General features: G+C 38.6%; 21 protein-coding genes and 2 pseudogenes. 8 read left to right on the forward strand and 15 right to left on the reverse strand.

What is annotated here, in order from left to right:
• The first annotated feature begins 3 nt into the window (after window positions 1–3).
• Both PARC_RS11615 and PARC_RS11620 read left to right on the forward strand, forming a co-directional pair.
• Window positions 4–1,026 (forward strand): M48 family metallopeptidase, encoded by a 1,023-nt coding sequence (locus PARC_RS11615; protein WP_010555376.1) that lies wholly within the window; start codon window positions 4–6, stop codon window positions 1,024–1,026.
• Entirely contained in the window at window positions 1,013–1,411 is a 399-nt protein-coding gene (locus PARC_RS11620; protein WP_010555377.1) for a DoxX-like family protein, read from the forward strand. Before PARC_RS11615 ends, PARC_RS11620 begins: the two co-directional genes overlap by 14 nt.
• Window positions 1,412–1,464: 53 nt before the next feature.
• Here PARC_RS11620 and speB read toward each other — a convergent pair whose 3' ends face one another.
• The 6 genes from speB to PARC_RS11650 form a co-directional block, all read right to left on the reverse strand.
• A complete protein-coding gene (speB, locus tag PARC_RS11625; protein WP_010555378.1) occupies window positions 1,465–2,388 on the reverse strand; it encodes an agmatinase in 924 nt (307 codons plus the stop codon).
• A 3-nt stretch (window positions 2,389–2,391) separates the two neighbouring features.
• Window positions 2,392–4,305: a biosynthetic arginine decarboxylase gene (gene speA, locus PARC_RS11630; RefSeq protein WP_007378101.1), complete on the reverse strand. Its 1,914-nt coding sequence runs from the start codon at window positions 4,303–4,305 to the stop codon at window positions 2,392–2,394.
• A 669-nt stretch (window positions 4,306–4,974) separates the two neighbouring features.
• On the reverse strand, window positions 4,975–5,307 hold the full coding sequence (locus tag PARC_RS11635) for a YnfA family protein (protein WP_007378102.1): 333 nt from the start codon (window positions 5,305–5,307) through the stop codon (window positions 4,975–4,977).
• Between the two features lie 77 nt (window positions 5,308–5,384).
• Window positions 5,385–6,254: an MYG1 family protein gene (locus PARC_RS11640; protein ID WP_010555379.1), complete on the reverse strand. Its 870-nt coding sequence runs from the start codon at window positions 6,252–6,254 to the stop codon at window positions 5,385–5,387.
• A gap of 233 nt (window positions 6,255–6,487) precedes the next feature.
• Window positions 6,488–6,949 (reverse strand): GNAT family N-acetyltransferase, encoded by a 462-nt coding sequence (locus PARC_RS11645; protein WP_007583982.1) that lies wholly within the window; start codon window positions 6,947–6,949, stop codon window positions 6,488–6,490.
• Window positions 6,950–7,292: 343 nt separating this feature from the next.
• Window positions 7,293–9,545 (reverse strand): sensor domain-containing phosphodiesterase, encoded by a 2,253-nt coding sequence (locus tag PARC_RS11650; protein ID WP_010555380.1) that lies wholly within the window; start codon window positions 9,543–9,545, stop codon window positions 7,293–7,295.
• Between the two features lie 311 nt (window positions 9,546–9,856).
• Between PARC_RS11650 and cysZ (PARC_RS21780) the strand changes: the two are divergent.
• From cysZ (PARC_RS21780) to PARC_RS21560, 3 genes and pseudogenes are all read left to right on the forward strand, one after another.
• Window positions 9,857–10,481 (forward strand): annotated as a pseudogene (cysZ, locus tag PARC_RS21780) (sulfate transporter CysZ); the annotation flags it as partial.
• A gap of 12 nt (window positions 10,482–10,493) precedes the next feature.
• Window positions 10,494–10,742 carry a hypothetical protein gene (locus PARC_RS21625; protein ID WP_167381323.1) on the forward strand — a complete coding sequence of 83 codons (249 nt, stop codon included), beginning with the start codon at window positions 10,494–10,496 and terminating at the stop codon, window positions 10,740–10,742.
• Between the two features lie 241 nt (window positions 10,743–10,983).
• Complete coding sequence (locus PARC_RS21560) at window positions 10,984–11,190, forward strand: hypothetical protein (RefSeq protein ID WP_010555385.1); 207 nt, start codon at window positions 10,984–10,986, stop codon at window positions 11,188–11,190.
• A gap of 60 nt (window positions 11,191–11,250) precedes the next feature.
• Here the strand turns inward: PARC_RS21560 and PARC_RS11665 are convergent, their stop codons facing one another.
• Together PARC_RS11665 and PARC_RS11670 are read right to left on the reverse strand one after the other, a co-directional pair.
• Complete coding sequence (locus PARC_RS11665) at window positions 11,251–12,810, reverse strand: BCCT family transporter (RefSeq protein ID WP_010555386.1); 1,560 nt, start codon at window positions 12,808–12,810, stop codon at window positions 11,251–11,253.
• 531 nt (window positions 12,811–13,341) lie between these two features.
• Window positions 13,342–13,602 (reverse strand): annotated as a pseudogene (locus tag PARC_RS11670) (YkgJ family cysteine cluster protein); the annotation flags it as partial.
• Between the two features lie 84 nt (window positions 13,603–13,686).
• On the opposite strand from PARC_RS11670, the gene PARC_RS11675 reads away from it, so the two are divergent.
• The 3 genes from PARC_RS11675 to cysZ (PARC_RS11690) all read left to right on the forward strand — a co-directional run bounded on the left by PARC_RS11675 (window position 13,687) and on the right by cysZ (PARC_RS11690) (window position 17,081).
• Window positions 13,687–14,520: a tyrosine-type recombinase/integrase gene (locus PARC_RS11675; RefSeq protein WP_010555537.1), complete on the forward strand. Its 834-nt coding sequence runs from the start codon at window positions 13,687–13,689 to the stop codon at window positions 14,518–14,520.
• Window positions 14,517–15,608 carry an IS91 family transposase gene (locus PARC_RS11680; RefSeq protein ID WP_096058057.1) on the forward strand — a complete coding sequence of 364 codons (1,092 nt, stop codon included), beginning with the start codon at window positions 14,517–14,519 and terminating at the stop codon, window positions 15,606–15,608. The genes PARC_RS11675 and PARC_RS11680 overlap by 4 nt, the downstream gene beginning before the upstream one ends.
• A gap of 762 nt (window positions 15,609–16,370) precedes the next feature.
• A complete protein-coding gene (gene cysZ, locus PARC_RS11690; RefSeq protein WP_010554723.1) occupies window positions 16,371–17,081 on the forward strand; it encodes a sulfate transporter CysZ in 711 nt (236 codons plus the stop codon).
• Window positions 17,082–17,153: 72 nt separating this feature from the next.
• Here cysZ (PARC_RS11690) and PARC_RS11695 read toward each other — a convergent pair whose 3' ends face one another.
• The 7 genes from PARC_RS11695 to kdsA all read right to left on the reverse strand — a co-directional run bounded on the left by PARC_RS11695 (window position 17,154) and on the right by kdsA (window position 25,009).
• Entirely contained in the window at window positions 17,154–17,675 is a 522-nt protein-coding gene (locus tag PARC_RS11695; RefSeq protein WP_010554722.1) for a hypothetical protein, read from the reverse strand.
• Between the two features lies 1 nt (window position 17,676).
• Complete coding sequence (locus PARC_RS11700; RefSeq protein ID WP_010554721.1) at window positions 17,677–20,985, reverse strand: PKD domain-containing protein; 3,309 nt, start codon at window positions 20,983–20,985, stop codon at window positions 17,677–17,679.
• A gap of 16 nt (window positions 20,986–21,001) precedes the next feature.
• On the reverse strand, window positions 21,002–22,087 hold the full coding sequence (gene rlmM, locus PARC_RS11705) for a 23S rRNA (cytidine(2498)-2'-O)-methyltransferase RlmM (protein WP_007583974.1): 1,086 nt from the start codon (window positions 22,085–22,087) through the stop codon (window positions 21,002–21,004).
• A 17-nt stretch (window positions 22,088–22,104) separates the two neighbouring features.
• Window positions 22,105–22,473, reverse strand: coding sequence for a DUF423 domain-containing protein (locus PARC_RS11710; protein ID WP_007583972.1), 369 nt, complete (start codon window positions 22,471–22,473; stop codon window positions 22,105–22,107).
• A gap of 19 nt (window positions 22,474–22,492) precedes the next feature.
• Window positions 22,493–23,128 carry an alpha/beta family hydrolase gene (locus PARC_RS11715; RefSeq protein WP_010554720.1) on the reverse strand — a complete coding sequence of 212 codons (636 nt, stop codon included), beginning with the start codon at window positions 23,126–23,128 and terminating at the stop codon, window positions 22,493–22,495.
• Window positions 23,129–23,130: 2 nt separating this feature from the next.
• Window positions 23,131–24,033 (reverse strand): transcriptional regulator GcvA, encoded by a 903-nt coding sequence (locus PARC_RS11720; RefSeq protein WP_002958561.1) that lies wholly within the window; start codon window positions 24,031–24,033, stop codon window positions 23,131–23,133.
• Between the two features lie 121 nt (window positions 24,034–24,154).
• On the reverse strand, window positions 24,155–25,009 hold the full coding sequence (gene kdsA / locus PARC_RS11725; RefSeq protein WP_007583968.1) for a 3-deoxy-8-phosphooctulonate synthase: 855 nt from the start codon (window positions 25,007–25,009) through the stop codon (window positions 24,155–24,157).
• Window positions 25,010–25,016: the final 7 nt, after the last annotated feature.

The raw sequence follows: 25,016 nt of genomic DNA on the forward strand, positions 1-25,016 counted from the left end.
ACTATGCATGTAAAGGGACATTTTTTCCCCATCGCATCGAGTAACTATCAAGTGTGTGTTGCAACTATTAGCGACACACACATTGAAGTTATCAACGATGAACACGTTATAGCTCGCCACGCAATCTCAAGTCTAAAATTAAGTTCGGGGATGGCAGGACTTGCCGACGAACTAAACTTTGAAGATGGCAGTCGTTTTATTCCTCAAGATGTAAGTTACAGATGGCCATTTAAAGAAAATAACCATCACATAATGGAGCGCCTTGAAAAAAGTAAATGGGCAATTTTAGCCGCAGTCATATTTACGCCACTTTTTATGTGGTTAGTACTTTATAAAGCGGTACCGGCTATTGCTGTTTACAGTGTTGATACCCTGCCACGTAATGTTGTGGAACAAATGGGGGAGCAAAGCTTTACACTTATTAAAAAGATTGCGCTTGACCCAAGTGAGCTGCCCGCAGAGCAGCAAACTAAAGTACAAGCACATTTTACAAATATGCTTAATGCGTTATCGCTTGATCAATCGGTTTATAGATTATCGTTTTATAAATCAGACAGCTTTGGTGCTAACGCGTTTGCACTACCCCATGGCCGTATCGTGGTCACAGATGATTTAGCAAATTTACTTGCCGATAAACCCAATGCACTAAAAGCGGTATTGCTACACGAAATGGGCCATGTAGTCCACCAGCATAGCGTACGTATTACAGCACAATCTGCCGCAAGTACGATTGTGCTAGCGGTTGTATTTGGTGATTTAGAAGGGGTTGCAGAGGTTGCATTAGGTACGGGTGCATCGTTTGCTCAGCAAGGGTTTTCACGAGATATGGAACGCGAGGCAGATACCTTTGCACTCACTCAATTAGAGTCGCTTGGGTATTCGAGTAATGACTTTGCTGATGCAATAGAAGCCCTACAAGAAAGCCATACCAGCGAAAACGAGCACCTCGAAAAAGTAAATGACTTTTTAGAGTACTTATCTAGCCACCCAAGTGCACAAGAGCGTATTGACAATGCTAGGAAATAATCGCGGTTATATTCAACTTGCTCGCTACATAGTGAGTTTAAGTTGGATATATCATGGCTTTTTTCCAAAGCTTTATCATATTGCACCACTTGAAAAATTAATGACTGGCAGTGCTGGTTTTTCAGCAGAAGTGTCTGACTTAATTACACGTTCGGCGGGTGTTGGCGAAATTATATTTGGATTGTGTTTATTTGTGTTTTATAAAAATAAACACTTAGTAATTTTAAATATTTTAGCATTAATTGGCCTTTTACTCGCTGTAGTTGCAATGCAGCCACAATTACTTATTGAAGCATTTAACCCTGTTACTACTAACCTGCCTCTTATTGGGCTAAGCGTTATTTGGTTAAAGGAAATTAAGCTGCAGAATAATCGATACCTCTAACTAAAAAGGATATGCAAGCGCATACCCTTTTTTGTAGTACTTAAGTTATATAATTAGTACTTATTTTTATGCGTCCACAAATGCAGTAATTCGCTCGCAATGGTTGCTGCGGCAATAGCGGTAAGCTCACTTTGGTCGTACGAAGGTGATACTTCTACCACATCCATACCTACCATGTTTATGCCTTTTAGTGCACGCAGTACTTTAAGTACTTTATCTGACGTTAAACCACCGCACACAGGAGTGCCTGTACCAGGCGCAAACGCAGGGTCTAAACAATCTATATCAAACGTTAAGTAAACAGGTAGGTCACCTACTCGTTCAAGTATTTGCGCTGCAATATCATTTGCATGTAAATCGTTGGCTTGCATTGCATCAATCACAGCAAACTCATGTTTGCTTTGATCAAAGTCGGTACGAATACCTATTTGTATACTGTGCTCAACATCAATTAGCCCTTCCATTGGTGCATGATAAAACATAGTGCCGTGATCAAATCGCGAGCCGTTGCTATAGGTATCTGTGTGCGCATCAAAGTGCACTAACGCCATTTTGCCATGTATTTTTGCATGAGCGCGTAATAGCGGAAGCGTCACAAAGTGATCGCCCCCTAAACCTAATAGCGTTTTACCTTGGAGAAGTATTTGCTCAGCAGCCATTTCTAGTTGCGCAGTAAAATACTCAGGATCGCCAACGGGGTAAGTAAAGTCCCCTGCGTCTGCCACTTTTAAACGCTCAAATAACGGGAACGTCCACGGGTACTTAGTGTCTTCCCATGCTAAATGAACCGATGCACGACGAATTGCATCAGGGCCTAAACGTGCACCAGGGCGACCCGATGTCGCTAAATCAAACGGTAAGCCTAAAACGACTACGTCAGCATCAATTGCATTAATATTTTGCACCATAGGACGACGTAAAAACGTCATCCCATTTGAGTACAATGAGTGATCTGCGTGACCAAACAATGTCGACATTGCTTATAACTCTTCTAAATAAGTGTAGCCATCAAGGCCGCTTTGCAACTCGTCTAAAACGCTTTGCTGTTCGTGTTTTTCAATTTTAGTGCTTACTAACTGCTCGTATGATTGCTGAAAACTTTCAACATCTAAATGTACATAGCGCATCATATCGGCAACAGTGTCACCTTGGTTTATCTCGGTAATACTTGCAACGCCTTGCTCATCCATATTAACAATTGCGCTGTGCGTATCGCCAAACAAGTTATGCATGTCACCTAAAATTTCTTGATAAGCACCCACCAAGAAAAAGCCCATTAAATAAGGTTTATCAGCGCTAAACTCTGGTACAGGTAGTGTGCTTTCAATGCCTTGTCCATCTACGTAATGCTCAAGTGCACCGTCTGAATCACAGGTTATATCAAGTAATACAGCACGTTTTTTTGGTGCTTCAGTTAAGCCACTTAATGGCAATACCGGAAACACTTGATCAATGCCCCATGCATCTGGAAGCGATTGAAATAACGAAAAGTTTACAAAAAACTTATCGGCTAAACGTACGTTTAACTCGTCAATAATAGGACGATGAAAACGGTTTTTGTTATCCATGTGCTTGTTAAGTTCATAACAAATACGAATATTAATTTGTTCAGCCCACGCACGCTGCGCTAAGTCTAATAAACCGAGTGCAAATTGGTTATGCGCTTCAGCTAAATCACCTTGGCTGTCGTGATAAATTTCAATTAATGCACGGTCATCCGTTAAATCAGTTAATTGTACAAACGATGCCCACATGTTTTTTAATAAAAGTGGTGCATCTGCCGCTGGCGCTACTAACTCTTCTGGCGTGTAACTTTCAGTACCAATAACATTAGAAATAAGCACAGCATGATGCGCTGTAAGCGCACGACCCGACTCAGAAATAATAGTCGGCATTGGTTGCTCATATTGCTTACATGTATCACCAATGGTGTACACAATGTTATTTGCATATTCAGCTAAGCTGTAATTCATAGAGTTATGCGACTGGCTACGTGTACCGTCGTAATCAACAGCTAAACCACCACCTACATCAAGGCAATCAATTTCTGCGCCTAATTTACGTAGCTCACAGTAAAAACGCGCCGCTTCGCTTACACCTAAACGTACGTCACGAATGTTCGCCATTTGTGAGCCTAAGTGAAAATGTACTAGCTGAAGTAAATCAAGCTGGTTTGCGTCTTTTAAACGATTAACTACGTGTAAAACTTGCGATGCAGATAAACCAAATTTTGATTTTTCGCCGCCACTCGCTTGCCATTTACCTTTACCTTGCGACGCTAAACGTACACGAATACCAATGCGTGGTTTTACGTTAAGCTCTTTTGCTTGGCTAAGCACCATGTCTAGCTCAGAAAGCTTTTCAAGTACGATATACACTTTATGACCTAGCTTTTCGCCAATAAGTGCTAAACGTACGTATTCTTTATCTTTGTAGCCATTACATACAATAACGGCGCTGGTTTTTTCAGCTAGTGCTAGTACTGTAAGTAGTTCAGGCTTGCTGCCTGCTTCTAAACCAAGTTGCTTTTTTTCTACTTGTGCTTGGCTTGCTACTATTTCCTCAACCACTTCACGTTGTTGGTTTACTTTTATTGGGTAAACTAATAGGTAGTCTTTAGGGTAACCATAGTTTTCAATCGCAGTATTAAATGCGCCGCATAAGCTGTGTACACGATGGTGTAAAATTTGCGGAAAACGAACTAAAGCAGGTAAGCTTAAACCTTTATCTTGTAGTTGCTTTGCGATATCAGTTAATGCAATGGTTTGCTCTGGGGCATGAGCCTTGGGCGCAACATACACATCACCTTGATCATTAATACCAAAAAAACCTTGGCTCCAATGACGAACATTGTAGCTCGTACGAGCTTGTTCTAGTGATGTTGTTTCTTTCATTTATCTTTCTCTTTTATTTAATTAATGCCGACTCGGCTAGTGCCGCGCATTAAAAGAAAAATAGAGATTTAAGTCCAACAAGTATTTTTACTCGTAACGAGTGATTTTTAATGTTGATAAAACAACCAATCACGTATTGCTCGCTAGCGTATATAAAATAGGACTTTGATGATTATTAAAGATAAGAAAAGTTGTAAAAAATGGCTGTTTTTAAATGACTCATTATAAATTTTATTAGCAAAAATGAGTTAGCTCATTCACTAAAATTAATCTGAGTTACTTTGTTTATAGAATTTACTTTTGATGGATTAGAGCAAGGCGCTCTCAACGCCTCAAATTACTGCTATTTAGCCAACGTGTTGTGTTTAAGTAATACCTATGTATTTTTAAATTGAATATAATTTGCGCTTCTAAAACGCTCAGCATAACATCCACCAGCTTCAATAGTTGCTTGGCACATATGTAGCGTTAGGTACTACCTGTCGTACTGAAGTTGTTATATTTTATTGGCAGTTTGAAAATAATCGAGGTAGGGCTTTAAATAGCACTAGGGCGTGTTTATCTTTGGAGGTAGAAATTGCAGCTGTGCATTTAGTTTTTAGCCAAGGCAGGGCCTATATGTGGTTCCCCCTATAAATAGGCGCTTTTTATTTATTGGGTATGAGCCAGCTATGCACTTTTTGGTGCGAACATAATTATTGCCATACCTAGCAGTGCAACTAAACCACCGATAATATCCCACATAGTAAGCTTTACGCCATCAACAACCCATAACCATAATAGCGCAACGCAAATATATACGCCGCCATAAGCTGCATACACGCGCCCTGCTGCAGTAGGATGTAAAGATAGCAACCATGCAAATAGTGCCAAACTTAAAGCCGCAGGAATTAAAAGTAAAATACTTTTATCTTGCTTAAGCCAAAGGTAAGGCAAATAACAACCCACTATTTCTGCTAAGGCTGTAATAGTAAAAAGTGCGATTGTTTTTAGTTCAAACATAATGCTCCACGCTAAGATAACAAGCATAACAATCTATATAAATTGTTATGCTTAGTATTTGTTATGAATCTGCGTTGTTATTCGCTAAGCGCCATAGTGGCAAGCTTCATTGTGCTTTCAAACGACTTAGTGCCCGCTATAAATAAGCCATTGTGACAGAACACAGCGTCATCAATACCGGTTTCATCTACAAACGCTTGATCAGATAAACCTGACCATGCTTTAGGAAGCGGTTTTCTATCTTCAAACGAGCCAGGCTCAACGGGTACTGTTTGTAATATCCATTGCCCAGAATGCGATGGGTAAACCATGTATAGCGCATCGCTTGATAAAATATGCACTGTTTTTTTCCACGGTGTGTATTTTTTAAGCACTATAACTCTGGCATCTTCTGCATTTTCGATTGCTTTAGCAACGATCGCCTTTGCATTTACACTACCGTGAGCTGAGGCGATAAAACGAATGAGCATGCGAGCTGCAAATTCAACAGCTTCATCAAAACAGGTATCAAAGTTACTCTCTTCTTCCCACGTAGGGTTAAACATTGAGATTGTTTGGCTCAAGCTTATTCCTTTTGATACGCCTTCAACATGACCACAATCAATGGCATCAATGGTTGAAACTAAGCCTGAATCCACTCTATCAGCCACGGCTTGGTTATCATCACACAGCGCTAAGCCGTATTTTTTCCACACTAAACCAAATGATGAAAAAGGAATGCCATTTTCTCGCTCGCCTGCACCACCGCGTTGGTGATGATCAAAGCGATTAGTTTCAGGATCGTATTCGCCACCTACATCAATTACAAAGTCGGCACTCTCTATAAGCGCTTTATCGCGAGTACGTACCAGTTTAAACGTTGGCAAAACATGTTTAAGTACCGCAATACTAAAAACGTCATCTGCATGAAAATTACCATTGTGGGTTACTACTGTTATTTCGCTCATTTGTTTATTGCTACTTTTAGAAAAGATAAAAATTCTCGCTTTGTAAGTTAGTCACTAATTATCGAGGCAGATTTTATACGAAGACAGGTGTTAAAAACAGTGAAGTATTTTTTGCATCACTATAAAAGCTGCTTTTATAGTTAATAGTTTGAGTATGACTTTTATTACAAGGTAATAATGAGGCCAGATATTTACGACATATTAAGCTTTAACATGTCGTAGCGTTAATAAGCTTATTGGCTAAGCCCTAACTCCATAAATACACTTTGTGGATTATCTACATATGAGCCAAAACTGCTACAGCGTTTAAAGCCTAAATTTTCATATAAATTGATTGATTTTATTTGTTTTGGACCTGTTTCTAAACGTATTAACGGGATTTGCTTTTCGCCAGCTTGATGTAATAAAATCTGCATAATGCGTCTTGATAGCCCTTTACCACGATGACTTGGTTTTACATATAAACGTCTTATTTCGCCATAAGGCTGAGTATCAAATTTCTCTACAATCGCACCACAGGCAATAATACCTTCATCAGTTTTTAAACCAATAGCATACACATTAGGTAAGGTTAATTCGTTTAACTCCAGAGACTGCGCTGTAGCAACAGGGTATAAAGAATTTATAAGTCGGTCTATATCGTCAAATACATTTACTACATCGGGATCATTAGGGTTCAAATCGACTAACTGCATAAAGCTTCCATTCATTGTTATAAGTTTATTAAGCTTTAAATAATATATTCAAGCGGGCATAGCTTAGCATTGTTTAACCAAAAAATCTTTAGTCCTTATTTAGCATATAGTTTGGGGAATTTTAGCAGCTAGAAAAAGTAAAATGACTTTGCATATGGGGAGTTTTTGTTAGGTTATTACCAATTAGTAAATATTGGCCTTTAGGTAATTAAGCTCTAAGAGCATTTCGTACCAATTTGCTCAATTAAATGATCTATTTTGAGATAAGAAAATCGTGTCGATAACAAGGCAGAATTTTTTAACACAGTTACCACCAGATTTAATCCCTCTAATTGATTAAGTATTATTGCGGATTGCTATTAGCACTATGCCATTTTAAATAACGTTCTTTATCCATCGGCTTTGCAACTAAGTAGCCTTGCATAGTGTCAATATTCATTTTTTTAAGTAAGTCATACTGCTCTGTTGTTTCTACGCCTTCTGCAACAACCACTAAGTTTAAGCTTTTTCCTAAACTGATAATTGTTTGCGCGATATTAAAACCAATCTCATTATCTAAAATTTTATCAATAAAGCTTTTATCTATTTTTAATTCTTTAACAGGAAACGCACTTAAGTAAGCTAAGCAAGAGTATCCAGTTCCAAAATCGTCAATCGAAAATAAAAAGCCAGCCGCAATGAGCTCTTTCATTTGCCTAATTGTATAATCTATATCACTAGAGAGCATTGACTCGGTTATTTCTAACTTAATTTGTGATGCTCGAATATCAAATTCATTGATAGTGTTGAACAGCTCACCTTTTAAATTTGATGAATTGAACTGACTTTGACTAATATTAATTGAAACACTAAACGAGTCGTCAATGATAGCGCTTGCTTTAAGCTCGTTAATTAAAATACATATATCATGCAAAACAATATTTTGTAGTTTTTGAATAAGTCCGTATTGCTCTGCAATAGGTATGAATTCGTTTGCTGTTATCAGCCCTCTTTGAGGATGGTTCCACCTAATAAGTGCTTCAGCACCAACAACATCACCCTGCGTATTAACTTGTGGCTGAAAGTAAGCACAAAACTCATTAGACGCAATTGCTCTCACTATGTCGGTTTCTAGCTCTGTTTGCTTTTCAAGTAGTGTTTGCAAGGCTGGGTCGTAAAAGCTGCTGCTATTACCCCCTTTATTTTTAGAACAATACATAGCAGTATCTGCAAATTTTAATATATTGTCAGCCTGTGCGTTTACGCTATCAATTAGGCAAATACCGATGCTACAGCTTACTTGAAATGCAAGGTTGCCCACTTCAAACTTATCATGAAAAGCTCTTTGAATTTCTTTAGCAACGGCTTTACATTCTAGAATTGCCTGCTTTGTATTTTGCCCTATGTGTTTAAGCAAAATAATAAATTCATCACCACCCGCTCTGGCCAGTGTATCTGAGCCTTTTATTATTGCGCTTAACCTTTTTGATAATTCCACAAGTACTTCATCACCCTCACTGTGCCCAAGTGAATCATTAATACGCTTAAAGTTATCTAGGTCTAAAAATAATAATGCCCCTATATTTTTGTTACGCTTAACACTCTCTACACATCGGCTTAACTTGTCGCTAAGCATCCTTCTATTTGGAAGATTCGTTAATGGATCGTAAAATGCGAGCTTATGAACTTCTTGCTCAGCCTTTTTCTTTATTGAAATATCTCTGGCCATCCACACTACATGTCTTTTTGTAGGACTACTGGGATTGTAATGATCTAGAGCGGCAGCTCGTCCCTCAAAAACTATGCCCCCTTTGGGAACATTTAATTCATATTCAAATATTTGCATCTCGTTAGTCGAGAGTGTTGTTTCGATGACATCCATTATCATCTGCGCATCTTTTTGAGGAAGTAGGTCTTTAACATTTTCGCCAATAAGATCCGTGGTCGAATCAAGCAGTAACTCATTAGAGGTACCATAAACATCGGTATATGTGCCATCCTCACTTAAAATGAGGATGAGATCGGGCATTACTTTGGTGAAGGCTTTAAATTTTTCATTACTGTGCTGTAAATGAAAGACAAGCTGTTTTGCCTTCTCAAATTCGTTACTTTTCTCAAGAGCAATACTTGAAAAGTGTACAAAAAAATCTATTAGTTCTAAATCTTGCTCTGATGGGGCTTTAGGGGTGCTGTGATAAATAGCAAAGGTGCCTAACAAATCAGCTTGAGTTGAAAAAATAGGTGTTGACCAACATGACTTAAGATCAAACTTTAGCGCTAAATCTTTAAAGTCCTCCCAAAGCGGTGAGGTTTCAATATTTTCTACAATTGTGCGCGATTTCGAAAATGCTGCAGTACCACATGAACCTACTTTTGGCCCTATGTGAACTCCATTAAGCAAACTACAGTACTCTGGGTGAATATTAGGGGCTGCGCAATGAAAAAGCTGATCGCCTTTAACTGATAAAATAGAACACCTAGCAGACTCATCATTAATAATCTGCTCTATTGATAAACAAATTTCAGTAAGCACCTCATTTAAAGGTACCCCTAATGCAATTTTAGATAAAATGCCTTGCTGGTGAGATAATAACTTTTTTAACCTATCCGTACCCATTTTCACTTGCTCGCATTATTTATACATATTGATACAACAAAAAGCCTCTGGCAGATGCTTTTTTCTACGTAGTAAAGTTCAGTATAGTCATGATTAGTAAGTTCATTCTTTTATTAATAAAAAACTAACCGGGTCTACATTGATTAATCATAATTGCATATTACTAAACACCTGTAGTTACTATATAACCAAAACCGCAACATTAAAGCTAACACTTTGTTACTTAAAGTTACTGTTCAAAATTACTCAGCTATTTATACTGTCACTAATGGTGAATATTTTTTGAGGTTACAGTGCAGATCACACAAGGTATGGAATATTTTTTTTCAGGATTTAAATTAATTAGCCAAAAAGGGTTAAAGCGTTTTGTACTTACCCCGCTTTTAATTAATATTTTGCTATTTGGTAGCTCGTTGTTTTTTATCTTACTGGTTAAGCGACTGTTTTAGCTACACAAATAATATACTATCCGGGTAATTAAGCTGGTTTGAGTGGTTAATGTGGCCAATCGCAGTTTGGTCGTATTATTTGGCTACAGCATGCTATTTACTATAATCACTAATTTTATTGCAGCCCCATTCAATGCTTTATTTAACGGGCCAAAAAATTAGCGATGACGGCTTTTCTGAATTAGTTAAAGATGTACCTGGAATGCTTGCCCGTGAGTGAACAAAGCTGTGCTACTCCCCTCTATGCACTATTGGCTTTTTTATATTACTTTGGGTTTTGCCGGTCATTGGCCAAGTATTATGGGGTTTATTTACGTGTTGGATGCGTGCGGTGCAATACAAAGACTATGCATTTGATAACCACAAAATTGACTTTAAGCAGATGAAAGACGATTTAAAAGCTAAGTAAGGTTTATCGTACGGATTTGGTTTTGCTGTTATGTTATTAACCGCTATACCATTTATAAACTTAATCGTTATGCCTCTTTGCTATGTGATTATGCTCACCGAGCCTTTAATTTTAATCCTTGCTTTAACCCTTATTGCTGGTGCTGCTGCACTGCAAAGTTTACTTGGTTTTGGCTTCGGGGTTATTGCTACACCAATTTTAGTATTGATTGATCCTGCTTTTATACCCGCCCCTATTTTGCTTCTAGGACTAGGCTTATCGCTATTAAGTGCACTAAATAATAAAAAGAACATACAGATTAGTCGTATTAGCATTACTTTATGCGGGCGTTTTAGGTAGACGTTACCCTAGCTATAGCAGCGGTGTAACCAACTTAATAACCACTGATGACAAGCAAGCGTTAACCATTATTTGTTGTTCAAGGGTCGATTTAATACCAATCTGCTTATATACGGCGTCTATTTAACGTTAAGAAAATTACGTTAGAACTAGGCAAAAATTTTTGTATCTAGTTATTCTAAATAAAAAATTTTTAACAACGTTATAGTGCAATTTAATTCGTTAAATTGATCAAATATTTATGCAGGTTGGTATAACTACCTCACTTCAAAGTGATAACAGTTATATGATTAGCGCTGAAAAAATTGAAAAAAACAAAAATCACTCAGTTAATCATGAGATCGGAATTGACGAAGATATTTGGCTAAAAATAAATTATCTCGGTGTGGGGGTCTTGGTAGAAAACCCCGACCACTCTAGACTCGATGCAGGGGGCGCTAACCTATAAATAAGATTGATTACCTCACGTTGGGCAATCAATCCTTTATTTAGCTTTAATACCTATTGCTTATAAACCTTGCTCAGTAGCCATTTTTTTCGCAATTTGTGGGGCAGTCCAAAGTGATGGTAACAACACAAATGATACAGGTACTGCGGTTACTACAATAAACGACTGCAGTGCAGAAATACCACCTGAACCTATCGAAATTAATATTGCTGCCATGACCCCCATCATAATGCCCCAAAACACTCTAACGGGTGTTTGCGGATGATCGTTACCCGTCATTACCATAGATACAGAGTAGGTCATGGAGTCACCCGTGGTTGCTACAAATATTGTGGTTAAAATTAAAAACAACACCGATATAACAAAGCCCATAGGCAGCTGCTCAGTAATGGCCAACAGTGCAGCGGGTAAATTTAAGCCCGCAAAGGGTTCTGAAATAACACCCGGGTTTGCTAACTCAAAAAATATACCTGAACCACCCACTATCGTAAACCAAAAACAAGTAATAACAGGAGCAATTATTGAGATAAGCGTGATCATTTCACGAATAGTACGGCCGCGTGAAATTCGTGCAACAAACATAGCCATTAAAGGTCCATAACCTAGAAACCAGCCCCAAAAGAATACCGTCCACCAGTCTAACCAGGCGGTATCGGCACGAAACGTGGCCATAGGAATAAAGTTATTAATATAAAGCCCAAACGAATGAATATAGCTATCAAAAATAAAAGCTGTAGGCCCCATCAGCAAAATAAACAGCATTAACGCTACGGCTAAAATTACATTAAAGCGACTGAGTAATTGAATTCCTTTAGTGACGCCACTTACAGCAGATAGAGTATAAATTGCAATTAAACCAAATAAAATAGCCACTTGAGTGGTGTAAGTATCTGGAATACCAAATAGCTTTTCTAAACCAAAACTTACTTGCAACCCTAAAAAACCAATAGGGCCTACCGTGCCTGCTACTACAGCTATAACACAACACGAATCGACAATAGCACCAAATGCGCCTTTCATTACGCGCTCACCAAATACCGGATACAACAAAGTACGTGGCTTAAGCGGTAAACCTTTTTCATAATGTAAATGCATATAAACTATGCCTGTAAGGCTGCCTAAAATAGCCCAGGCTAAAAACCCCCAATGCATAAAGCTTTGCGCTAAAGCATTAAATGCAGCCTCTTTAATCCCTGACTCACCACCAAAAATTGGCGGCGGCGAAATAAAATGCGCCATGGGCTCAGCAGCAGCCCAAAACACCCCACCACCAGCAAGGAGTGTACACATAATAATGCTGATCCACTTAAAGGTGTTAATCTCTGGCTTTTTTAAACCACCTAATACCACTTTTCCGGTACGTCCAAAGGCTAAAAACAACCCAATTATAAAGGTCGAAAGCAATAATATTTGCCAAAAGGCACCAAACGTCTTAGTAGAAAAAGCAAAGGCGGTATTGATCCAACTCGACATCAAATCAATATCATAAAGTGCTAGCACAGCAAATAGCACAAGAATGCCACCACTGATTAAAAATACCGGTATATCTACCCCTGCCAAATACTTTATTGTAGATGAATGCTCATCCTCATGTTGTTTTGTTACTCCAGTAGTGCTCATTTATCGTCTCTTGATGGATTTTTAGTTACCGACATAGCGACATACCACAACACCCACCCTAAATACGAAATGAAGCGACGCGAATCAAAAGGTTAAATTATCTTTCGATCTTACTTTATTCCGAGTTTAGAAAATGCCATAACAAATATCTTAACTGCCAACTTGTAAATATTTTACCCTTTTCAGCCACCTAATCCAACGGTACTCTAATTATTAATAGTGAATTTACACAATAGTAAAGCCTTGCTTACAGCTATTTTTAATAACAAACAAATATAAAACAACAATTTTGAAGGGGTTAGGAAAACAGAAATAGCAATATAAATAAAGAGATGGAAAGTACAGCGATAGAACAAGATACATAATTAATCTCGCAATATATTTAATATGTATTGATAGTATTTTTGTAAAAATAACTAAGATAATATTTTGGGTAAATTTATTGATAGTTTTTAAATTATTAGCAACGCGTATAACACACATAAAAAAAGCGCTGAATAAGCGCTTAATTACTTTAATAAATACCAATACTTATACTAATACTTGACGCGTGTTTGCTATAAAGTGATGTACTTCGCGCTCAATTTTAGGGTCAACAGGCTCATCTGGTCGACGATCATTAGGGCAAGGCATTCTTGGCGTAGTACCAAATAAGCGACAAATTAATGGGCGCTCGTCATATACAGTGCAGCCATTGGGGCCAAGATGCACACAATTGAACTCGTTTAACGCCGCTTCATGCTCCGCATCTGTTTTTACCGGTAAGTGCGACATTTCCTCTGAAGACGTTGTTGAACTAAGCCGCTACGCGGAGATCCTATTCTGACCATTTGAGCCACACTTACCTTGGGGTTATCCCATATTTGGAGGTAAGTCATGAATACACTCATTGAACAAGTCAAAATTGAAATAGCCTACCGTGGTTATTCACAAAGTACCTGTAAAAGTTACTGCGAGCATTTACTTAAACTCAGCCATTATTTTAATAAACCACTCGATTTAATTACTGATGATGAGCTGAATATCTTTTTTAAAGATCCCGCCATTCGCAAGCTCTCCAGAGCGAGTCAAAAAATACAAATAAACAGCATTTGGTTTTTGTTTAAGAATATTTTACACCGCCCACTGAACTTAGACATAGCCTTGCCTAAAGCAAAACCTCGGGCACCTACTTATTTATCGCGTGATGATATTCGACGACTTATAGAAAGTTGCACGGATATGCGCTTAAAAACATTGATAGTGGTGTGTTATGGATGTGGTTTGCGTATTGGCGAACTGCTGCGCATCAAAGTGCAAGACATCGATGGACAGCGTAAAACCATTTTAATTGAACATGGTAAAGGAGATAAGTCACGCTATGTTGTTGTATCAGATAGCGTGCTAAATCAATTACGTTGCTATTGGAAAATGTATCACCCAACGGGCTGGATGTTTTATTCACGATGGTTAATGGATAAACCTATGTCACCCTCAAGCTTCAGAAAGGCATTGAAAAAACATGCACAAATGTGTGGTTTAAAGCACTGTAATCCACATGTATTACGCCATGCTTATGCAACACATCAACTTGAGTTAGGGATGCCGCTTCATCAACTTCAACATCAGCTTGGTCACAGTGACATTAGAACCACGCAAAGTTACTTACACTGGTTACCTGAATTAGGGCATGGTGGTATTGATTTACTCGCAAGTTGGGGAAACCAATGAGAGGCTTGCACCTCGCTGATATTTTAAATTCTGGCCTTGGGAATTATCGGCAGCACCACATAATGAGTTATCAGCAGTTACGAGTCTGCCAACACCTTCAATCATGCAGAACGGGTCAGCTCGGTTATCAAGCATGGCAATGTGATAACTGTAGTGAAGTACAACAAATTGGGTGTAGTTGTCGAGACCGTCATTGCCCACGTTGCCAAGGGATGGCTACGGCTAAATGGGTGCAAAGACAACAAGAGGATTTATTATCGTGTCGCTATTTCCACCTTGTTTTTACGCTCCCGCATGAGTTAAATATCATTGCGCACTACAACCCAAACGCGTTGTATCACTGTTTATTTAAAGCTGCATGGCAAACGCTGTGTAAATTTGCGAAACGAAAGAGGCATGGCCAGTTAGGCATGACAAGCGTACTGCATACGTGGGGGCAGAACTTAAGTCAGCATATTCACCTGCATTGCTTGATACCCGCAGGCGCGCTTGATAAAGCGCACTGGCATGAAATAAAAAAAGGCTATTTATACCCCGTTAAAGCATTATCAACAGTGTTTAGAGGGAAAATGCTCGCGGCGCTCAATGAATGCGATAGTTCATTCGCGAAGGTAAGCACACCAACCAAATGGTGCGTGTATAGCAAAGCCTGTTTAACGTACAGTGAAAAGCTAGTTAGTTACCTTGCTCGTTATACCCGAAAAGGCGTGATGTCAGAATCGCGATTAGTGTCAGCGACTGAAGAAACAGTGAGCTTTAAATACCGCGATTATGCAGATAACAACCGCGATAAAGTCATGACTCTGAGTTGTGATGAATTTTTACGGCGCTACTTACAACATGTATTGCCCAAAGGGTTTATGCGCATTCGTCACTATGGCTTTTTAGCTAATGCGTGTCGCAAGCGAAAGTTAGGGTTAATAAAGGCTCAAGTATCAGCAACCCCATGCAAAGCGGTGAAGCCGAAGGTAGAGCAAGAACGATTAATACCCCATTGGTCTTGCCAGTCATGCAAGACGGGTACCTTACGATTTATTGGTGTGATGAATTTAGATGAGGCGACAAATAAAATAGCGCGAACGAGTTAGCAGCCTTGCTTGCTGCATCAAATCAATAAGTTAACCTGCTTAATTGCTCAGGCTAATAGCGACTGTGCGAGCGAAAAATATCCTTGCTTAACGGTTAAACATTCGGTTTAATGAATAGATAATAAACGCTGAGCAATGCAGGGAAAGCTTAAATTATAATAGGTAAGCTTATTAAATTAGCTGATTTAGCTAGAGCCTCTAAAAAGCAAATTCCCATAGCATAAACAACACCAACTCTGACACACCGAGCAGGTAGCGCCTCAGTCCAACAAGCGATTATGCAACACAAACTGCGTGTCGCATAAATACTAAAGTGTTACTGGCCCGCAGCAGTCGTGGCATCCTTTTACGCATTCAAACGCTGGAATATTAGCGCGCAATCGTAAAATTACTTCCTGATTTTTGTACATCACTATTAATACCCTTTATTTTTGCAACGCACTGACGCGGCAACTTTACTAATTTCTCCACAATGCATCAAAACGATGCCTAAGCCTAGAGTGGCTAGATCAGCTATAGTACGCTTTGCACTGCCAAAAAATCAAGCTAAGTTAGCGCTTAGTTACGCCATAGTGCCAATATATACAGCTTGAAAACTAATTGTCGCTTATTAAGCTGGGAGGAGAAAATAGTAAACTGGCCGTTGTTATTATTTAACTTAAACACTTTGTTACCTAAAAATACTGTTTAAAATTATTAAGCTATTTATACTATAACTAATGGTAAATATTTTTTGAGGTTACAGTGCAGATCACACAAGGTATGGAATATTTTTTTTCGGGATTTAAATTAATTAGCCAAAAAGGGTTAAAGCGCTTTGTACTTATACCGCTTTTAATTAATGTTCTGCTATTTGGTAGTTCGTTGTTTTTCTTATTTGGATGGCTAAGTGATAGCTTTAGCTACATCAGTAACATGCTACCAGAATGGTTAAGCTGGCTTGAATGGCTAATGTGGCCAATTGCTGTATTAGTCGTATTATTTAGCTACAGTATGCTATTTACTATAATCACTAATTTTATTGCAGCCCCATTCAATGCTTTATTAAGCGAAAAAGTTGAGCTTTATTTAACGGGTCAAAAAATTAACGATGATGGTTTTTCCGAATTAGTTAAAGATGTACCTAGAATGCTTGCCCGTGAGTGGACGAAGTTGTGCTATTACCTTCCTCGCGCTATTGGTTTTTTCATACTACTTTGGGTTTTACCTGTCATTGGCCAAATACTATGGGTTTTGTTTACCTGTTGGATGTACGCGGTGCAGTATGAAGACTATGCGTTTGATAACCATAAAATTGGCTTTAAGCAGATGAAAGACGATTTAAAATCTAAGCAAGGTTTATCATACGGGTTTGGTTTTGCTGTTATGTTATTAACGGCTATACCCTTTGTAAACTTAATAGTTATGCCTGTAGCTGTATGTGGTGCAACACGTTTGTGGGTCGATAATTATCGACCAAAATACCGTAGTTAATTAAGAGGTTGCTGATTTTTCAATATTCAAAGGTCACGGCACCCGAGATAAAAAAGCACCTAAGGTGCTTTTTTAATCTATTTTTAAAGCAATAAACTCAAGCGATGCACGCCTTGGTAATGCGACACTTTGTTTATCTACTTCTTCAAATTTTTTAATCAAAATACTAAAGCGCTGATTGTTAAAATTAACGGCTGTAACTTCACCAATTTTTATACTGTAGTTTTGCTGCTGATCAAACAGCTTTAGTGTTCGCCCTTTTATACGCTCTACGAATAAGTAAGGTGTTTGGTCTGGCATCTTTAAACGGATAACATTGATTTTACTTAACTCATGTACCGCCACCCAATTTTGACTCTGCATTAACGTATTATAACTACTAATGCCTTCAGGCTGATAAACAACATCTTGGTCTATAACGCATGTCTTACAGCCCTTTACTGATTCAACTCGCCAGTCAATAGCTATATTTTTGTAATATAAATTGTCATTTTTTAGTAACCATTCACGTGCATTGTTAGTATCGCTACACGCTATTAGTAAGCTTAAAAAACTACTACAAACAATAAACTTAATACTTAACCCTAGTTTCATACTATTGCTCTTTAATTGCTTTTAACTCAGCAATAATTGCACTACTTGGCTGCGCTTCTTTTATATAACTGGGCAGCGTTTCAATATTAGTAGGTGAGCTTTGTAAATTATACACCTTACTATTATTAGTATTTGGCACGCCAAATCGATTACCTGCACTTTGCATATAAAACTGCAAATTAAGCATGCTCCACTCATTTACATCACTAAGTATTGATATTGTATTATCTTGGTTAGTATCAAAGCTGGTTAAGCTTTCGGTGTTAATTGCATTACAGTTAAAATCAACAGGTAGTGAGCCATTTCGATTTAGCCCCTGTGCTTCAAGTATTGTGCTCTCATTTAAATCTGCTGAACTACCACTTGAATAATCAATAATAAAATCATCTGTAGAGCCTAAATGACTATTAGTATTTGGTGTAATATCGCAGCTAGCATTGCCGGGATAAAAACGCTCATAATAACGATCGCCTTCGTTATTACCTATTGTTGATAAACCCGCTAATTGATATAAATAATTCATAGAGCTTAAATGATTAGGCTTAAAGTTAACCTCTTCATCGCCACCATGGTATAAGCCTAAGTTATGGCCTAGCTCATGAAAGATAGTTGATGCTTGATAATTATAAGTTACATTGGTTGCTATTTGCGTATCGAGCGTTAAGCCCCAGCCGCCCATAGTTACCATTAAATCATTACCGCTGATCTCAGCAATACCCGACCCACTAATACTGCCATCTTCATTTCCACTACTTGCCATTAATAAGTAATGAAAGATGGGTCTGCGGGTTATATCGGTATATTCCATTTTATAAGCAAACAAATTAGGGCTACTTAAATCGTACTCAAACGGAGTATAACTATTAAAAGGGACAACATTTCCGCCACCTAAATCAAAGTTTTGCGGCGCAATATCGCTATTTTGATCAAATAAGTCACCTACATCAAAATGAACGGTATAGCCTTTACTTGCAAATACACTAACAATTTTTTCAAGTGCAGTTCGATGAGGCGTTATTCCAACATCACTACTATCCATATAATCTATTTCAATAAATATATCTTTTTGTGAAGTACGCGCTCCCCATTCATATAAAGGCAGCCCACCAAATGTTGCCCCCTCTACCTCTGCGCAATCTGGAATACCGTCTTCATCATCATCTATTGAGCAAGTTATATCATTAGGCCCTGCCGGAGTATTGAATACTGAGTAGTTCCAGTCTGTATTTTGGTTAGTATCGGTTGCGCCGAGCGTACGCTTTAAGCTGGCGCCCTGCTCTGGCGGTATTTGTGCAGCATTTTCGCCTTGCCACTGCGAGGCTGTTACAGGCTCTTGGGTTGAATTTCCAAACTTAACAAAGTCGATAGTTTGTGTACCCGCACTATTAAGTAATTCTGCAAAACCATTTATGTACCAATAAGGCCTAATTTGATCATTCGCGCTACCAACAAGCACAAGCTTAGTGTTATTTAATGACGCACTTGCTAAAAAGTCATCGCCAAAGCGGCTTTGTAAAATAATATAGGCGCCATTTAAAAGCTCTTTATTAGGCAGCGTAAATACTTGCTCATCACTCAACGTACTATCAGACATATTAATACTGCGAGCTTTAAGAGAGTAGTCTTGTAAATTTACTGTCGCACCGGTGCCGTTATAAAGTTCAATCCAAGGTAAGTCATTACTAAATTGCACAGATGAAAGCTCTGTTATTTTTATATCTTGGCTAGAAGTTGTAAACGAGGTGGCAGTTTGCGCCAAAATAGTTGTGCTATCAAAATTAGCTAAATCAGCTGTAACACGAACAATATATTGAGTGTCTTCATCAAAGCTTGCGCTTAAATTTACAGTATGAAAATAAGTACTTGTGTCGCTGGTAGTACCCGACAAACTTTCAATAGTTAAGGCCAAGCAAGTAGTAAAATTATCTGCTGACACTTGTACGCTTCCAGTACAAGTACCACTGCTAGAGTTAACGGCTAAAGTACTCACGAGCATAATATCTGAAAATGTAATGCTAACAGGGCTATCTACAAATACTGGTTCATTACTATTTTGGGGCGTTACATTACTAATTGTAGCGGGCGTTGAATCAACAACGGTAACATTCAATACAAATTCAGTTGTGTCTTTTGTATCAGTCGCCTTTAACGTATAGCTTTGTGGAGTGATACTGTTTGCAGGAGGTGTGTAACTAAAACGTAAGGCTTGGTCATCAATAACACTGATTTGCGCTCCATTTAAATCATCACCAAAGTCAATCTGTACGCTATCGTTATCCGCGTCGCTAACCACTAAGCTAAATTCTGTGGCTTGGTTATATTGCACATTTATATTTACATCATCGGCAGTCGGTGGGTTATTTGGGGCTAATATTACAACTATTTTCTGGGCGTTATTTGTAGCGTTATCGTCATCGGTAACAGTTACTACAAACGTTACATTGGTATTTTGCGCAACAGTGGGCGCATTAAAGCTAATACTTGTTTCTGTTTGGGTAAGTTCAACTACAGGGCCACTTGTTTGCTGCCAGGTTATGCTATTAATACTACCATCGCTGTCTTGTGCATCTGCAACTAGGGTTACACTGTCATCTTTTTCAGCTTTTTCTGGGCCTGTAACAATGACTGTTGGCGCGCTATTTACTTGATTAATTAAAACCGTTTTACTCGCTTGAGCGCTTTTACCAGCATTGTCAGTTACGGTTACGCTAAAGCCTAGCGTTGTATTTTCAGATACATTGGGGGCAGTAAAACTAAGTACACCATCTGATTGGCTAAAATCAACATTATCTCCCGCAGACTGAATCCAACTAATAGTGCTTATGGTTCCATCTGTATCTTGAGCGTTAGCAACTAAGCTTACTTGTGTGTTAGCAAGTGCACTACTTGGGCCTGTAATATTAACTGTAGGTGCATTATTTTGAGAAGTGATAGTGCCTGAAAATACTTGTTGTACAGTAGCACCTGAATTATCAGTAACAGTAACTGAAAAACTAAAGGTCGTGTCAGTGGTTACACTCGGTGCAGTAGCTGTAAGCGTATTGCCATTAACAATAAATGTAAATTCAGGACCACTAAGTTGTTGCCATTGATAATTGGCTATTTGCCCGTCACTATCACTTGCAAGCGCAGTAATAGTAAACGATTGGTTAGAGACAATAACGTTACTACTAACAGAGAGCGTAACACTGGGCGCAGCGTTACCAGAGGGCGTAGTTGAATCACTACCTTCTCCGCCGCCGCCACAACCTGTGATTAAAAGTGATAAAAAAAGTAAACTTAGCCATTTATTAATATTGTTTTTTACCACTTTTAGCCTCTACATATTAACTATACAAATTTTGTGGCACCTTAGTAACGTTTAAATGAACGGTTATTTCCTCACGATCATGATAGAGATGTTTAGCTTGTAACTCGTAATTAATGCTATGTTTCTCAAGCTCTTTTCTTATCATCGAAAGACATTCATAAACACTATCAAAGCGTTTTTTCATAGGTAGTTTTAAGTTAAATATAAACTCTTTTGCGTATGCATTTACTGCCCAGTCAATCATTAGCGTAGTCACTTTGGTTGGTTTTTCCACCATATCGCACACTAACCAAGTAATATTTCTTTTTTCTGGGCGATATTTAAAACCATCGGCTCTAAAATGTTTAACTTGACCCGTTTGCATTAAATCGTCATTCATTGGGCCGTTATCAATCGCACTTACAAACATACCTCGGCGTACAAGCTGATAAGTCCAACCACCCGGGCATGCACCTAAATCAACACTGCGCATACCTGCTGCCACGCGTGATTCACGTTGTTGCTCAGGAATAAATACATTAAACGCTTCGTCGAGTTTTAACGTTGAACGACTCGGTGCATCGCTTGGCATACGAAGGCGTAAAATACCCATGAAAAATGGAGAATTATTAAAGCTATACGAGTAACCAACATAAGCCGTATTGTTTGTTAAAAACATGACATGCATTACTGGGCGGTTTGCTTTTGGCTCACGCAGTACTGTATTTTGTTTTTCGAGGGCTTTTTTAAGCGGCGTTGATATTTTTTTACAGAACGTTAAAAGCTCTTTGCCTTCATTTGTATCTGGCGTTTCTACGCGCAGCTCTGAGCACAATGTAAAATCTTTAGCAGCTTCAACTACTGCACTTACACGGTCCTCTACTGGCATGTTTTCAAGTAATGTACCGGCAAACCATTGGCGTGCAAACACCATATTTTTAAAATCGACTTTTTTGATTATTTCGTCGCTGTGATGCGCTTCAAAACATTCGTAAACAACATAACCTGTATTTGGCTTTGCTTTTACATACCCTGCAAAACCCTGCTCTGCAGCATGAAACGTTATTTCAGCAGCGGCATCGCTTTCAAAACCACTACGACAATAAATCACAACACTAGACATATTAACCCTTAAACTCTTTAAAACTTAAATCGTGCGACTTGCACTAAAATAACAATCCAACCAATAATAAAGCACAATCCACCAAGCGGTGTTATCGGCCCTAGCCACTTCATATCTGTTAGAGCGAGTAAATATAAACTGCCACTAAAAAGTAGTGTGCCCGTTATAAAAAAGCCACCAGCCCAACTCAGGTTTATGCCCCATTTAATTAAAATAGCGACCGCAATAAGTGCAAGGCCATGCACCATTTGATACTCAGCAGCAGTTTTAAAAACCCCTAATGAATACTCCGATAAACGGCTTTTTAAACCATGGGCAGCAAATGCACCTAACATAACCGAGAGCATACAAAAAATACTGCCGGCCATTAAAAATAATTTAATCATCTAATCCCCTAATCGAGTCTTAACACATCTCTACTTGTTGCTTAATAAATTCAACGGCACTTAACGCTGCTGTTTCTCTATTTTGCAGTTCAGTTACGCCACTTTTTTTACGTGGTTTTAATGAATGATCGCCATCAGTCAGCCATGTGAGTAAAGGCTGTTTTGGCATTTCCATAGTAAGCAGTTCTTCACGTGTACCAAATGTATCTCGCTCGCCCTGTAATACTAAAAAAGGGCAAACAATATCAGCAAAATGATCGGTGCGTAACTTTTCTGGCTTACCCGGCGGATGAAATGGATAACCAAATGCAATAACACCCGAAAGTCTTTGCTCTGTGCTGCACGCAAGCATTGATGCCATGCGTCCGCCCATCGATTTACCGCCTATAAATAACGGTAAATCTGGCTGCGCCTGACCAAGCACTTGCTCATAATAAATAAGTAGCTTTGGCGCTCGCTCAGGAGGCCTACGTTTATTAGTTTGTTTAGCAATTTGCATATATTCAAAATCAAATAAACCAACATCAACACCTTGCTCGCTTATTAATTTTGCCATATGTTGCATAAAGTCAGAATCGCTACCGGCACCTGCACCATGCGCAAATATAAACTGTGCAATTGCAGGTTGTGCGGTGCTTTTAAACCATTCAATCATTATTAATACTCATGTTCTTGCTCATGCTCTACTAAGCTCAGCATCCACTCTTTAAACGAAACTATTTTACCAAGCTCTGTTTGCGATTCGCGAAGCACTAAGTAATATGCATTTTTACTTTCTAGACTGTGATTAAACGGAATAACCAAACGCCCTGCATCTATGTCGGGTTTAGCTAATACACTATTACCAATTGCCACACCTTGCCCATGTACTGCAGCTTGTAACACCATTGATGAGTGACTAAATATAGGTCCTTGATTTACCTGAATGTTACGCACGCCTGCAGTTTTCATCCACGTTTTCCAGTTTTTACGTGTGGTGTCATGCAATAAGGTGTGATGCGCTAAATCACTAGGTTGATCAAGCGGCTTTAATCCGCTTAATAACATAGGACTACAAAGTGGTACTAAATACTCGGTATGAAGTTTGTACGCTTGTACGCCATTCCAATGACCTCTTCCGTAGTAAATAGCAATATCTACGTCATCAGTCAGTGAGTTTTCATCTTGATCTTGTGCTTTTATTCGCACGTCTATCTCTGGGTGTAACTCATTAAACAAACTCAAACGAGGCACTAACCACTGAATAGCAAAACTTGGTGTTAGACTAACTGTTAATGAGCCCTTAGCACCACGGGCTAATAGCTTTTCAGTTGCATCAATAAGCTGAGTAAAAATCTCTTTTATATCTAAAAAATAGCCTTGGCCTTCTTCAGTTAATAATAATGAGCGGTTTTTACGTAAAAACAACTTTAAACCTAAATGCTCTTCAAGTGTTTTTATTTGATGACTTACTGCCGCCTGCGTTACATAGAGCTCTTCTGCAGCCTTAGTAAAACTTAAATGACGCGCAGCCGCTTCAAAGGCTTTTAATGCGTTTAATGGAGGTACCCGTCTTGACATAATAACCAAGCTTAGAATTAGTTTTTCTTATGCGTGAGATTATATACATCATATAAGTTTGTGTATATTAAAGGCATAAAAAAAGCGACCTGAGTCGCTTTTTAATAAACATCATGCTTAATTATAAATCGCTTGCACTTGTATCAAGTGGGGCAAAGCTTTTAATTAAATCATCAACCGCTTTCATTTGCGTTAAGTACCCTTCTAACTTACTAAGCGCTAGCGCACATGGGCCATCACATTTAGCTTCGTTAGGGTTTGGATGCGCCTCAATAAATAAACCTGCAATACCTAGCGCCATACCGCTGCGTGCAAGCTCTGCAGCTTGTGCACGACGACCATCAGCAGAGTCAGCTCGTCCACCAGGGCGTTGTAGCGCATGTGTTGCATCAAAAATAACAGGCGCCATTGCTTTCATATCATCCATACCCAGCATATCAACCACTAGGTTGTTGTAACCAAAGCTAGAACCACGCTCACAAAGTGCGATGTTATTATTACCCGCTTCATTAAATTTAGTAATGATGTGGCGCATTTCATGTGGCGCTAAAAACTGTGGTTTTTTCACGTTAATAATTGCACCTGTTTTAGCCATCGCCACAACTAAATCTGTTTGACGTGCTAAAAAGGCTGGTAACTGAATTACATCAACAACTTCAGCAACAGGTGCTGCTTGATGCGGTTCGTGTACATCGGTAATAAGCGGTATGTTGAAGGTCTTTTTAATCTCTTCAAATATTTTTAAACCTTCTTCCATACCAGGACCACGGTACGAATTGATTGAAGAACGGTTAGCCTTATCAAATGACGCTTTAAATACATAAGGAATATTGAGTTTCGTCGTAACTTCTACGTAATGCTCTGCAACACGCATAGCTAAATCGCGAGATTCTAATACGTTAATACCACCAAACAATACAAACGGTTTGTTGTTTGCTAGTTCAATTTCATTAATTTTAATAATTTGGTCTTTCATTTAAATT

This window comes from Pseudoalteromonas arctica A 37-1-2, assembly GCF_000238395.3.
Classification (GTDB): domain Bacteria; phylum Pseudomonadota; class Gammaproteobacteria; order Enterobacterales; family Alteromonadaceae; genus Pseudoalteromonas; species Pseudoalteromonas arctica.

What these genes read in the sequence shown, in the direction of transcription:
- PARC_RS11710 (WP_007583972.1), bottom strand. Translation starts at nt 22,473, where the DNA reads ATGATTAAATTATTTTTAATGGCCGGCAGTATTTTTTGTATGCTCTCG.
- kdsA (WP_007583968.1), bottom strand. Translation starts at nt 25,009, where the DNA reads ATGAAAGACCAAATTATTAAAATTAATGAAATTGAACTAGCAAACAAC.
- PARC_RS11615 (WP_010555376.1), top strand. Translation starts at nt 4, where the DNA reads ATGCATGTAAAGGGACATTTTTTCCCCATCGCATCGAGTAACTATCAA.
- PARC_RS21625 (WP_167381323.1), top strand. Translation starts at nt 10,494, where the DNA reads ATGCTCACCGAGCCTTTAATTTTAATCCTTGCTTTAACCCTTATTGCT.
- speA (WP_007378101.1), bottom strand. Translation starts at nt 4,305, where the DNA reads ATGAAAGAAACAACATCACTAGAACAAGCTCGTACGAGCTACAATGTT.
- PARC_RS11640 (WP_010555379.1), bottom strand. Translation starts at nt 6,254, where the DNA reads ATGAGCGAAATAACAGTAGTAACCCACAATGGTAATTTTCATGCAGAT.
- PARC_RS11695 (WP_010554722.1), bottom strand. Translation starts at nt 17,675, where the DNA reads ATGAAACTAGGGTTAAGTATTAAGTTTATTGTTTGTAGTAGTTTTTTA.
- PARC_RS21560 (WP_010555385.1), top strand. Translation starts at nt 10,984, where the DNA reads ATGCAGGTTGGTATAACTACCTCACTTCAAAGTGATAACAGTTATATG.
- PARC_RS11620 (WP_010555377.1), top strand. Translation starts at nt 1,013, where the DNA reads ATGCTAGGAAATAATCGCGGTTATATTCAACTTGCTCGCTACATAGTG.
- PARC_RS11635 (WP_007378102.1), bottom strand. Translation starts at nt 5,307, where the DNA reads ATGTTTGAACTAAAAACAATCGCACTTTTTACTATTACAGCCTTAGCA.
- PARC_RS11645 (WP_007583982.1), bottom strand. Translation starts at nt 6,949, where the DNA reads ATGCAGTTAGTCGATTTGAACCCTAATGATCCCGATGTAGTAAATGTA.
- rlmM (WP_007583974.1), bottom strand. Translation starts at nt 22,087, where the DNA reads ATGTCTAGTGTTGTGATTTATTGTCGTAGTGGTTTTGAAAGCGATGCC.
- PARC_RS11650 (WP_010555380.1), bottom strand. Translation starts at nt 9,545, where the DNA reads ATGGGTACGGATAGGTTAAAAAAGTTATTATCTCACCAGCAAGGCATT.
- PARC_RS11715 (WP_010554720.1), bottom strand. Translation starts at nt 23,128, where the DNA reads ATGATTGAATGGTTTAAAAGCACCGCACAACCTGCAATTGCACAGTTT.
- PARC_RS11665 (WP_010555386.1), bottom strand. Translation starts at nt 12,810, where the DNA reads ATGAGCACTACTGGAGTAACAAAACAACATGAGGATGAGCATTCATCT.
- PARC_RS11720 (WP_002958561.1), bottom strand. Translation starts at nt 24,033, where the DNA reads ATGTCAAGACGGGTACCTCCATTAAACGCATTAAAAGCCTTTGAAGCG.
- cysZ (WP_010554723.1), top strand. Translation starts at nt 16,371, where the DNA reads ATGGAATATTTTTTTTCGGGATTTAAATTAATTAGCCAAAAAGGGTTA.
- PARC_RS11675 (WP_010555537.1), top strand. Translation starts at nt 13,687, where the DNA reads ATGAATACACTCATTGAACAAGTCAAAATTGAAATAGCCTACCGTGGT.
- speB (WP_010555378.1), bottom strand. Translation starts at nt 2,388, where the DNA reads ATGTCGACATTGTTTGGTCACGCAGATCACTCATTGTACTCAAATGGG.
- PARC_RS11680 (WP_096058057.1), top strand. Translation starts at nt 14,517, where the DNA reads ATGAGAGGCTTGCACCTCGCTGATATTTTAAATTCTGGCCTTGGGAAT.